This window comes from Gaetbulibacter sp. PBL-D1 (assembly GCF_050509525.1).
In the GTDB taxonomy this organism is placed as follows: domain Bacteria; phylum Bacteroidota; class Bacteroidia; order Flavobacteriales; family Flavobacteriaceae; genus Gaetbulibacter_B; species Gaetbulibacter_B jejuensis.
The window spans coordinates 14,606-26,391 of the sequence record NZ_JBNWKB010000018.1; the positions used below are offsets into that span (position 1 = coordinate 14,606).

Here is an 11,786-nt window from a genome sequence, read left to right on the forward strand (position 1 = left end):
TATATATTATTTTTTTGGTGGATAATTTTCTAAAATCTTTACCACAATAGCTTTAAACTTAGCTTCGCGTTTATCTGGTTTTGCATTTGGATTAAAACTGTCTTCACTTACGGCTTGCCAAAACAAACCAACACCGTTTTCATCAACAAAATCAATAATAATTTGACGATTGAGATTTGATTGTCCAACAGGAATTCCAATAGAAACGCCTCCTCCTACATTACGTCCTCCTCCACCTAGACCAACACCAACCGAACTTCGGTTTGCTTCTTGAAACTCATCGCTTTTAATATCTATAAAGAAGTCTGGTGTTTCAGACAAAGTGAGTCCTTTACTTTGAAGCTCTTCGTCTAAAGCGTTCATTAAACGGTTAGTATCCAGCTCACTTAACCCTGATTGGATATTGGCGTAATAATTATAGGTTTTATAAGTTGTAAAGTCGGTTGCAGTTTCGTAGTCATAATTCACTCTAATTGGAGCGCAAGACACCAAAAACAGTACAACTATTAATGATAAATATCTCATAACTTTTTTATTTAAAGTTACGAAATTAATTACTCATCAGCAGGTTTTGCGTTAAGCATTTGCCAAAGTTTATCTTTAAGCTCTTGAAGACCTTGTTGCGCTACTGAAGACATAAACATATAGTCTACTGGGAGTTCGTTATCTAATTCTTCTTTAAGCTCTGCTTTTAACTCGTCATCCAACATATCACTTTTAGAGATAGCTATAAAACGTTCTTTATCTAAAATTTCAGGATTGTAGCGCTTTAATTCATCTAGTAAAATATCGTACTGTTTTTTAATATCATCAGCATCCGCAGGAATTAAAAACAACAATACTGAGTTACGCTCAATATGTCGAAGGAAATAATGTCCAAGTCCTTTTCCTTCTGCAGCACCTTCAATAATTCCAGGAATGTCAGCAATTACAAATGATTGATGATCTCTATACTCTACAATACCTAGGTTAGGTTTTAAGGTAGTAAACTCGTAATCGGCAATTTTAGGTTTAGCAGCTGTAACCACTGAAAGTAGTGTAGATTTTCCTGCATTAGGGAAACCCACTAAACCAACATCAGCTAAAATTTTAAGCTCAAGAATAATGTCACGATCTTCTCCTGGAATTCCAGGTTGCGCATATCGTGGCGTTTGGTTTGTAGAACTTTTAAAATGCCAGTTTCCACGTCCTCCCATTCCACCTTTGGCAATGATTTTTTCCTCGCCATTTTCGGTAATTTCAAAAAGGATTTCGTTAGTTTCTTTGTCTCTAATTACAGTTCCTAGTGGCACATCCATGTACACATCTGCTCCATCGGCTCCTGTGCTTCTACTCTTACCTCCATGCTCACCATGTTCAGCTCTAAAGTGCCTTTTAAATTTATAGGTATACAATGTCCATAGGTTAGCATTACCACGAATTATAACGTGACCTCCTCGTCCACCATCACCTCCATCTGGACCTCCTTTTTCTATATATTTTTCACGATGTAAATGCGCAGAACCTTTACCTCCATTTCCGGAAGCAACATGTAGTTTTACGTAATCGACAAAATTACCTTCAGTCATATTCATTTTCCGCGAAAGCGGAAATCTTTTTAAGTTATTATTTTATTCGGTTTGAACGACCAATTACAAAATAGGTAATAGAACCAAAAAAAGGCAATAGCAATACAATTAGAACCCAAATAAGTTTATCATTACCATTAAATCTATTCATCAAAATATTTATAAGGGCAATTAAAGGTAAAACAAGTACCAAAACCAATAATATGGTCCAAAAAACAATTCCTAATTCAGGTGAAATAATATCCATCCTTACAAGCTATCTATAACAGCACTTAATCGCTCAGTAATATCTTCAATACTACCAACACCATCTACACCATAATATTTGTCTTGTGCAGAATAGTAATCTTTAAGTATGGCTGTTTTTTTGTAGTATTCTTTAATTCGGTTTCTAATAATGTTTTCATCAGCATCATCAGCTCTACCACTAGTTTTACCACGCTCTAATAAACGTTGCACTAAAACTTCATCATCAACTTCAAGAGCAATCATAGCATTAATTTGAGAGTCCTTTTGATCCATTAATTTATCTAATGCTTCAGCCTGCGCATTGGTGCGCGGAAAACCATCAAAAATAAACCCTTTAGCATCTGCATTTTTTTCTACTTCAGCATTAAGCATATCAATAGTTACTTGGTCAGGAACCAACTCTCCTTTGTCCATGTATGATTTTGCTAACATGCCAAGAGCGGTTTCATTTTTAATATTGAATCTAAACACATCTCCTGTTGAAATGTGTACTAAACTGTATTTTTCTTTTAAAAATTCGGCTTGTGTGCCTTTTCCTGCTCCTGGAGGTCCAAATAGGACAAAATTAGTCATGTGTTGTGTGGTTTTTAATTGATATATCGCTGGTAAATCTCTACCTAATCCATCATAGTCAAGTCCGTAACCAACTATGAATTTATTAGGAATTTCCATACCAACATAATGTAGTTTAAAATCTTTCTTGTAGGCTTCTGGTTTATAAAACAAGGTCGCTATTTTAAGCTCTTTTACATTTTCGTTTTTGAAAATTCTATGAACTTCAGCCAGTGTTTTACCAGAGTCGATAATGTCTTCTAAAATTACAACTGTTCTGCCTGTTAAATCTTGTGTTAAACCTACTAGACGCTGAATATCGTCAGTAGATTTTAAACCTTCATAAGACGCTAGTTTTATAAAAGTAACTTCACAAGGTTTTGGGTATTTCTTTACAAAATCGCTTACAAACATAAACGACCCATTTAAGATCCCAACAAACACTGGCACTTCATCTTGCAAATCGTTTGCAATGGCAGTAACCATGTGCTCTACAGTCGCTTGAATTTCGTCTTCAGAAATAAACGGTTTAAAATGTAAATCGTGAAGCTTTATCACTTGTTTTTAATTTTAGAAATGCAAAGATAATCATTTGATTAACGTTTTGCGAATTCTCGTTTAGATTGTTAAGATTTTAGTTTTTTCAGAGGGTTTTGATTTGTACTTTTGTGGAAAATCAACACAATGAATTTTTTCTCTTCAGAATTTAAGCTAGGTATTCTTGGTGGTGGACAACTTGGTAAAATGATGCTTTACAATACCAGAAAATTTGATATCTACACTAAAGTACTGGATGCTAGCAACGAAGCACCTTGTAAAATTGCTTGCAACGAGTTTCAACTTGGTGATTTAATGGATTTTGATGCGGTTTACAATTTTGGAAAACAGGTTGACGTTTTAACCTTTGAGATTGAAAACGTAAACACAAATGCACTTGAAGCTCTAGAAAAAGAAGGCGTAAAAGTATACCCTTCTTCAAAAACTTTGAGAACCATTCAAAATAAAGCAACACAAAAACTGTTTTATAAAGACCATAACATCCCAACAGCCGATTTTACTCGATTCGCTTACACTTCTGAAATTAAAGAAGCTATTCACAATGGAGGCTTACAACTCCCTTTTGTATGGAAAAGCGCTCAGTTTGGTTATGATGGTAATGGTGTAAAAGTTGTAAGAACTATAGAGGATTTAGAAGGTTTACCTAATGTTGAGTGTATTGCAGAAGACATGATTCCTTTTAAAAATGAACTGGCAGTTATTGTGGCTAGAAATGTTGATGGTGATATAAAAACGTATCCAGTAGTTGAAATGGAATTTCATCCTGAAGCCAACCAAGTCGAATATGTTATTTGTCCTGCACGAATTGATGACACTGTTGCGCAAAAAGCTCGTGAAGTGGCTTTAAATGTTTCTAAAGCATTTAACCATGTTGGACTTTTAGCAGTTGAAATGTTTCAGACTAAAAACGATGAGATTTTGGTTAACGAAGTAGCACCAAGACCTCACAACTCGGGTCATCAAACTATTGAAGCGAGTTACACCTCACAGTTTGAACAACACTTACGTGCTATTCTTAATTTACCATTAGGACAAACAGATAGTAAAGTTGGTGGAATTATGGTAAATTTGGTAGGAGCCGAAGGTCATACAGGAGATGTTGTTTATGAAAACATTGCCGAAATAATGAAACTAGAAGGTGTTACACCTCATATATACGGAAAAAAACAAACTCGTCCGTTTAGAAAAATGGGACATGTAACCATTGTAAATGAAGATATAAACGAAGCAAGACGTGTAGCTGAACAAGTAAAGAAAACCATTAAAGTTATAAGCAAATAAACTATGAGCAAAGTAGGAATCATTATGGGAAGTAAAAGCGATTTGCCTGTTATGCAAGACGCTATTGACATACTAAAAGGATTTGATATAGATATAGAAGTTGATATTGTTTCGGCTCATCGTACACCTGAAAAACTGTTCGATTACGGTAAAAACGCACATACAAGAGGCATCTCAGTAATTATTGCTGGAGCTGGTGGTGCAGCACACTTACCTGGTATGGTAGCTTCTTTATCTCCACTACCTGTTATTGGTGTTCCTGTAAAAAGCAGCAACTCTATTGATGGTTGGGATTCTGTTTTATCTATTCTTCAAATGCCTGGTGGTGTTCCTGTAGCAACTGTGGCTTTAAATGGTGCAAAAAATGCAGGAATTTTAGCTGCTCAAATTATTGGTAGCTCTGACCAATGTGTTCTAGATAAAATAATGGTTTACAAAGAAGGTCTGAAAGCCAAGGTAATAGAATCTGCTAAAGATTTATAACAAAAAAACCTCGACAGAAAGCCGAGGTTTTTAACGCTATTAATCAATTATTTCTTTAAAGAGCTCTCTTTAAAACTCTTATGAAAAATCTGCCGCAAAGATAAAATTATATTTTAAATAAAAACCTAAAAAAAAAGTTAATATTCAGTATTTCAATTTCTTAGTAGGAAAAATATCACACTGACTTTAACAATTAATAGCACTTAAAATGAATATTTTAAACAAACCCTTTGACACTCAATTTCATACTGCTCCGTTTTCAAAAATAAAGAACGAGGATTTTCTTCCAGCAATTAAAAAAGGAATTGAAGATGCAAAAGCAGAAATTGATGCCATAACCAATAATCCGGAAGCACCAACGTTTCAAAATACTATTGAAGCTTTAGATTTTTCAGGTGAACAGTTAGATAGAATCTCAAGTATATTCTTCAATTTAAATTCTGCTGAAACCAACGACGAAATTCAAAAGATTGCTCAAGAGGTTTCACCTTTATTATCTGAATTCAGTAATGATATCACTTTAAACGAAACGTTATTTAAACGTGTTAAAGCCGTTTACGATGCTAAAGACAGTTTAGATTTAACAACGGAACAGTTAACACTTCTTAATAAAAAATATAAAGGGTTTTCTAGAAATGGAGCCAATTTACCTGAAGACAAAAAACAACAGCTTCGCGACATTGATAAAGAATTAAGTAAACTAAAACTAAAATTTGGTGAAAACGTATTGGCTGAAACCAACAAATATGAACTTCACATTACTAATGAAGCCGATTTAGACGGTTTACCAGAAAGCGCCAAAGAAGAAGCCAAACAAACTGCTGAACAAAAAGGTAAAGACGGTTGGATGATTACCTTACAATATCCAAGCTACATACCATTTATGACCTATGCTAAAAATCGTGAGTTGCGTAAAAAATTAGCTTTAGCTTTTGGAGCAAAAGGGTTTAACAATGATACATTAGATAATCAAGACATTGTTTTAAAAATTGCCAAACTACGCCATCAACGTGCTAACTTATTAGGATACAAAACGCATGCGCATTTTGTTTTAGAAGAGCGTATGGCAAAAAATCCTGAAACTGTAAACACCTTTTTAAACGATTTATTAGAAAAGGCTAAACCAGCTGCCGAACGTGAGTTTAAAACATTAAGCGATTTTGCCAAAGAACTAGATGGTATTGAGCAATTACAAAAATGGGATGGTGGTTATTATTCTGAAAAATTAAAACAAAAGCTATTCGATTTAGATGACGAAAAGCTAAAACCATATTTCAAACTTGAAAATGTTATTAATGGAGTGTTTACCATTGCTGAAAAACTATACGGTTTACAGTTTGAAGAAATCAACACGATTGATAAATACCACGACGATGTGCTTACTTACAAAGTAACTGATAGCGACGGTAATTACATTTCGATTTTTTATGCTGACTTTTTCCCAAGAGCAGGAAAACGTAATGGCGCGTGGATGACTGTTTACAAACCACAGTATGTGAAAAATGGCGAAAATAGCAGACCTCACATTTCTATAGTTTGCAACTTTACCAAACCTACAAAAACTAAACCTTCACTTCTAACCTTTAATGAAGTCACCACACTTTTTCACGAGTTTGGTCACGCTTTACATGGTATGTTAGCCAACACTACCTACCCAAGTATATCTGGCACAAGTGTGTTTTGGGACTTTGTAGAATTACCAAGTCAGGTACTGGAAAACTGGTGTTATGAGAAAGAAGCTTTAGAGCTGTTTGCAACACATTATGAAACTGGAGAAGTGATCCCAATGGATTTAATTGAAAAAATAAAAGCCTCTGCTACGTTTCATGAAGGTATGCAAACTTTACGTCAGTTAAGTTTTGGGTTATTGGATATGAGTTGGCATGCTAATGAAGCTCCAGAAACAATAACTTCTGTAAAAGCACATGAACAAAAAGCATTTGAGAATACAAAACTTTATCCTGATGTTAGTGAAAATTGTATGAGCACCTCATTCTCTCACATTTTCCAAGGCGGATATTCATCTGGTTATTACAGTTACAAATGGGCTGAAGTATTAGATGCTGATGCTTTTGAGTTTTTTAAGAAAGAAGGCATTTTTAGTAAAAATGTTGCACAGAAATTTAAAGACAATGTGCTTTCACAAGGAGGAACTGAAGACCCTATGACGCTTTATAAACGTTTCCGTGGAAAAGAGCCTCAACCAGAGGCACTACTAAAACGTGCTGGTTTGATTGAGAAATAAAAATTATGAAGAGCCAAAGTTAATCTTTGGCTCTTTTTTTATGTTTAAATGCTTGTTCTATATACTTTTTGTCTCTTTCTTCCTTTGACTTCTTAACCAAGTTCATTACTTCTTTTAAAGAATCGACAGATTCATCATAAGATGGGTTACCTCCTCTTATATCTTTCTGTAATAATTTAAAAATCTCAACAGCAGTATCAGTTAATTTTTCTAATATCTCAAACTTGTCTTTAATAAACACTTGATATGCGTGACCTGTTTTGAAATCCTTATGAGCAAGTTGTTTATTTCTCTCTTTTAACGTAATATCAATTTCATCAGAAACAGAATCTAAAATTATTTTAACTACTCCATAAGAATCCTTGAAGTAGTCCTTATACCTATTGAAAACATAGAAAAAATTACTATTTGAATTCTTTTCTTTATACTTGATTTTTATTCTTTGCTCATTACCAAAACAATATGATTTATTTCCTTTTTTAGATCTAACTTTTTTTTCTATTTCAATTACATCTTTTTCATTAAGTGGTTTTATAAATAGCTTACATAAATCTAAAATAATTTGAGCTCTTATTGCAATCATCGCATTTAATAAAAAGTTATTTGGGGTGCTGTTATTATTAATAAAAAACCTTAAATAGGAAATTCTTTTTACTATAACTTTAATAATTACTCTTTGGGTTGACAAGTGTTCACTTAATACTCTTTCTTGTTCTGAAATCATAACCTTTTAAAAATTAGCATTTAAACTTAATGATTTTTTAGTTGTCATTTCTCAAATCTTTTACAAAGCGAAAGATTTTTACTGTATACATTTAAACAAATTAACTTTCAATAATTTTTGAAAGTTTAAAATATTTTATATATTTGCTCTATGGAATATCAAGAAGCAAAAGAAAAATTTATTAGCACTTGGGGAAGTTTGGGTTCGCTTTGGGGAATAAATAAAGCCATGGCGCAAATTCAAGCACTGCTTTTTATTTCCACAAAACCCTTGTCTATGGAAGACATTATGGAAGAACTGAAGATTTCTAGAGGCAACACTAGCATGAACTTAAGACAACTGATGGATTGGGGAATTGTAACCAAAGAAATTATTCCTGGTGAGCGTAAAGAATATTTCACTACCGAAAAAGACGTACAAGAATTAGCACGAATTGTCGCTAAAGAACGTAGCAGACGTGAAATTAAACCAGTCGTTAAAATATTAAAAGATGTATCATCTATAAAAGATGATGGCACTGAAAAAACTAAAGAACTTATAAAACAAACAAAAGCATTACATGAACTAACCGACACAATGGATACTATGATAAACAAAGTGGTAAACCAGCAACAAAATTGGTTAACAAAATCATTGCTTAAACTCTTTACATAAAAAATTTAAATTATACTTTCAAAAATTATTGAAAGTTTAAAAACATTAAAATGAATTATAACATCATAACATACTGTATATATATTCCAATTATATTCTTCATTATGATTAGAGTTGGTTGGTTATTTTACAGTTATGGTGAAGTCTATCTATTACACTTATTTCATCAAAAAAAATCAATTGTAAAAAACATTAATAATCTCCTACTAACAGGTTATTATCTATTAAATCTAGGCTACGCTATTGTAACAATCTCGTATTGGGAAAAGGTTAATTCTTTTTCTGAAGCAGTCAATTCTATCAGTTGTCATTTAGGTATAATTATTATTGGTCTAGCAATATTGCACTATAACAATATTTTATGTTTAACATACTTAGTAAAATCAAAAACTTTAAAACAATAAATCATTATGGAAAATTCAAAAATTATTATCGGTTACATTGTATACCTACCTATTGTTATAATACTAACAATCTATGTATCTAAAATGTTATTTAAAAATGGTAAACTTTTTATGATAGATATCTTCAAAGGAAAAGAAGACATCGCATTAGCTACAAACAAACTCTTTGAAATTGGTTTTTATCTCACCAACATTGGTTTTGCTCTATATATTATGGAAATTCACTATTACAATAATAGCCCAATAACTAGTCAAAATCTAATAGAGATTTTAAGCAAAAAAATAGGAGGCTTTACCATTTATTTAGGGATTATTTTATTCTTGAATCTGTTTCTTTTTTTTAGAGGAAGAAGGATTTCTAAACAACCTACAAAACCATCAACACAACGAAAAACGAGTTAAAATGAAAACAATAATAATAGCAGGCGGAAGTGGGTTTCTAGGTAAAGTACTTGAAGATTACTTTATCAAAAAAAGGTATTCAGTAAAAATACTAACCCGAAAACCAAAAAAAGAAAATGACATTTACTGGAATGCAAAAGATATTGGAAAATGGGTAGGTGTTTTAGAACATGCTGATGCACTAATCAATCTTACAGGAAAATCAGTTGATTGCAGATATACAGAAAAAAACAAGAAACTAATTTACGACTCTAGAATAGACTCAACTCATATTTTAGGCTTAGCTATAAACTTATGCGAAAACCCTCCAAAAGTATGGATAAATTCTTCTACAGCTACAATTTACAAGCATTCATTGCATAAAGAAATGACAGAAGAAAATGGAGAAATTGGAAATGACTTTTCAATGAACATTGCAAAGTCTTGGGAAAAGGCATTCTTTTCAGTTATCAACCCAAAAACAAGAAAGATAGCATTGCGTACTTCAATTGTATTAGGAAAAAATGGAGGTGCTTTAGTTCCTCTAAAACGTTTAACAAAATTTGGTTTAGGAGGCAAACAAGGTAATGGAAACCAAAAAGTAAGTTGGATACATGAATTTGATTTTGCTAATGCAGTTGAATTTATATTAAACACTGAAACTTTACAAGGCAAATTCAACTTAAGCGTACCTAATCCTACAACAAACTCTGTTTTAATGAAATCTTTAAGGAAAATATTAAAAGTCCCTTTTGGATTATCTCACCCAAAACCCATATTAGAATTTGGAGCAAAATTAATTGGTACTGAAACCGAGCTTGTCTTAAAAAGTAGGAATGTTATTCCAAAACGGTTAATCGATAATGGTTTTAAGTTTAAACACCCAAAAATCGAGAATGCTTTACACGACTTATTGACTAACTAATTTATATTAATTAATATTATTTAGCTATTTTTGACTAAATACTTGAAGAAGAAACATGCCTAACCATACACTAAATCCTGATAATTGGATTGATAACTATTCCGATTATCTTTTTAACTATACCATATCGCGTGTAAACGACCGTGAAATGGCTAAGGATTTGGTTCAAGATACTTTTTTTGCCGCATTAAAATCAATGAAAAACTTTAAAGGCGATGCCAACGAACGCACATGGCTTATTGCTATTTTGAAGCGAAAAATCATTGACCATTACCGCAAGATAAACTCTAAAAAAGGACAAGCCGAAGTACGTATGTCTTACAACTCCGATGAAGCTGAAGGCGATTGGCTTGAAGAACGTGTTTCGGATCCATTTGATAAAACAGCTGAAGACAAACTTGAAAACGAGGAATTAGGCGATGCTATTTACAACTGTTTAGGTAAACTCCCTGAAAAACAAGCTAATGTTTTTAAAATGAAAACCATAGAAGGATTAGATACTGAAACTATTTGTAATGAATTAAACATTACTGCGTCTAACCTTTGGGTAATTATCCATAGAGCCAGAAATGCTATGGCTGAATGTTTAGAAGAAAATTGGTTATAATAACAACAAATGAAAAAAAGTGTACTGTTTATATCGTGCGAAGAAGCAAAACAAATTTGTGATAAATCACAATATGGAGATGCTACTTTTTGGGAAAGAATAAAGCTTACAATACGCTTATCTTGGTGTAGAGTAACAAGAGCTTATACAAAACGAAATAAATCGCTTACAAAAACCATAAAGTTTTCGGATGTGGAATGCTTAAAAAAAGAAGAACGTCAAGCACTTAAAGATCAATTAAGTCAGCAGTTGAAAAACCAAAACCAATAGCAACCACAAAACAGGAATGCCTTCTACAAAAAAGGCACTGTAATATTTTGATTGTTCTTTTTTAGCCAACACAACACTTAGCAAAGTAATTGCAGTAATTGCCAATAAAACCAGTAGATTCATTAACTGTATATCATCTTTTAAATAGTCCAAAAAGAAGAACACCATAAGTAACAACACACCTATCACTTTAGTTTTTTTAACTCCTATTTGCTGCGGAATTGTTGCTAGCTTTACACTATCATACTGTAAATCTCTTATTTCAAATGGTAACATCAACACGAGGACAAATACAAAACGCTGAATTGCAGTAATACTCACATCCCAATTCATTAAAAAATCTGCATTCGCAAGCGGCAAAAACACAGTAACACCACACCAAACTAAAGCTATCACATACACCTTAAGACCACTTAAACTTCTTAAGTTTTGTTTCTCATCAAGAAAAATCTTTTTGGGTAAAAATGGAATTGCATATAAAAATGTAACAACTCCAAAAACAGAAATATAGACTAATGTTGTTTGCTCCAGCTGCAAGACATAATAACACATCAATAAAAAACAAACCAACGAGAATAATTGAATATATTTCAACCACGTTGCCAAACTTCTATGATGAAACTTTGCTAAGCCAAAAAACTTCACAAAATTATATCCTGTAATTGAAGCAAAGAAGATGAAAAAAAGGACATTTTTATCATAAGGCAATTCAAACTCTAAAAGTGTAATCCACGCTAATGAGAACACTGATAAAGCCACATGAATACTACTATTGATATAAAAATCAAAAATACGCTTCAAAACCTTCATATAACAAAAATAGTCAAAGTGTTAATAACAGTTGTATTTGGTTAAAAACTTTCATTTTCATTAACAAAAAAACAT

At 32.5% G+C, this 11,786-nt stretch carries 14 protein-coding genes; 8 read left to right on the plus strand and 6 right to left on the minus strand.

The features are described from left to right. Positions 1–6: 6 nt before the first annotated feature. From ACQ0RB_RS13680 to ACQ0RB_RS13695, 4 genes are read right to left on the minus strand one after another with little or no spacing between them, the layout of a single operon-like run. On the minus strand, positions 7–525 hold the full coding sequence (locus ACQ0RB_RS13680; protein ID WP_131508104.1) for a DUF4136 domain-containing protein: 519 nt from the start codon (positions 523–525) through the stop codon (positions 7–9). A 29-nt stretch (positions 526–554) separates the two neighbouring features. Further along, entirely contained in the window at positions 555–1,568 is a 1,014-nt protein-coding gene (gene obgE / locus ACQ0RB_RS13685) for a GTPase ObgE (RefSeq protein WP_131508102.1), read from the minus strand. Positions 1,569–1,605: 37 nt separating this feature from the next. After that, entirely contained in the window at positions 1,606–1,815 is a 210-nt protein-coding gene (locus ACQ0RB_RS13690) for a PLDc N-terminal domain-containing protein (RefSeq protein ID WP_430499129.1), read from the minus strand. Between the two features lie 2 nt (positions 1,816–1,817). Further along, a complete protein-coding gene (locus ACQ0RB_RS13695) occupies positions 1,818–2,927 on the minus strand; it encodes an adenylate kinase (protein WP_262733194.1) in 1,110 nt (369 codons plus the stop codon). Positions 2,928–3,053: 126 nt separating this feature from the next. Between ACQ0RB_RS13695 and ACQ0RB_RS13700 the strand changes: the two genes are divergently transcribed. The 3 genes from ACQ0RB_RS13700 to ACQ0RB_RS13710 all read left to right on the plus strand — a co-directional run bounded on the left by ACQ0RB_RS13700 (position 3,054) and on the right by ACQ0RB_RS13710 (position 6,936). After that, positions 3,054–4,208, plus strand: a complete 1,155-nt coding sequence (locus tag ACQ0RB_RS13700; RefSeq protein WP_430499131.1) for a 5-(carboxyamino)imidazole ribonucleotide synthase — start codon at positions 3,054–3,056, stop codon at positions 4,206–4,208. 3 nt (positions 4,209–4,211) lie between these two features. Beyond that, positions 4,212–4,691 carry a 5-(carboxyamino)imidazole ribonucleotide mutase gene (gene purE, locus ACQ0RB_RS13705; RefSeq protein ID WP_129761468.1) on the plus strand — a complete coding sequence of 160 codons (480 nt, stop codon included), beginning with the start codon at positions 4,212–4,214 and terminating at the stop codon, positions 4,689–4,691. 208 nt (positions 4,692–4,899) lie between these two features. Next, positions 4,900–6,936, plus strand: coding sequence for a M3 family metallopeptidase (locus ACQ0RB_RS13710; protein ID WP_430499134.1), 2,037 nt, complete (start codon positions 4,900–4,902; stop codon positions 6,934–6,936). Positions 6,937–6,955: 19 nt separating this feature from the next. Here ACQ0RB_RS13710 and ACQ0RB_RS13715 read toward each other — a convergent pair whose 3' ends face one another. Then, entirely contained in the window at positions 6,956–7,660 is a 705-nt protein-coding gene (locus ACQ0RB_RS13715; protein ID WP_430499136.1) for a hypothetical protein, read from the minus strand. A 150-nt stretch (positions 7,661–7,810) separates the two neighbouring features. Between ACQ0RB_RS13715 and ACQ0RB_RS13720 the strand changes: the two genes are divergently transcribed. From ACQ0RB_RS13720 to ACQ0RB_RS13740, 5 genes are all read left to right on the plus strand, one after another. Beyond that, positions 7,811–8,314, plus strand: coding sequence for a GbsR/MarR family transcriptional regulator (locus ACQ0RB_RS13720; RefSeq protein WP_430499138.1), 504 nt, complete (start codon positions 7,811–7,813; stop codon positions 8,312–8,314). Between the two features lie 410 nt (positions 8,315–8,724). Beyond that, the gene (locus ACQ0RB_RS13725; protein WP_430499140.1) at positions 8,725–9,120 is read left to right on the plus strand and encodes a hypothetical protein; all 396 of its coding nucleotides are present in this window, start codon (positions 8,725–8,727) and stop codon (positions 9,118–9,120) included. 1 nt (position 9,121) lies between these two features. Next, complete coding sequence (locus ACQ0RB_RS13730; RefSeq protein ID WP_430499142.1) at positions 9,122–10,024, plus strand: TIGR01777 family oxidoreductase; 903 nt, start codon at positions 9,122–9,124, stop codon at positions 10,022–10,024. A gap of 55 nt (positions 10,025–10,079) precedes the next feature. After that, positions 10,080–10,631: a sigma-70 family RNA polymerase sigma factor gene (locus ACQ0RB_RS13735; RefSeq protein WP_131508085.1), complete on the plus strand. Its 552-nt coding sequence runs from the start codon at positions 10,080–10,082 to the stop codon at positions 10,629–10,631. Positions 10,632–10,640: 9 nt separating this feature from the next. Beyond that, positions 10,641–10,901 carry a hypothetical protein gene (locus tag ACQ0RB_RS13740; protein ID WP_262733201.1) on the plus strand — a complete coding sequence of 87 codons (261 nt, stop codon included), beginning with the start codon at positions 10,641–10,643 and terminating at the stop codon, positions 10,899–10,901. Here the strand turns inward: ACQ0RB_RS13740 and ACQ0RB_RS13745 are convergent. Beyond that, positions 10,869–11,711, minus strand: a complete 843-nt coding sequence (locus tag ACQ0RB_RS13745) for a hypothetical protein (protein WP_430499145.1) — start codon at positions 11,709–11,711, stop codon at positions 10,869–10,871. The two genes, ACQ0RB_RS13740 and ACQ0RB_RS13745, sit on opposite strands and share 33 nt — an antisense overlap. Positions 11,712–11,786: the final 75 nt, after the last annotated feature.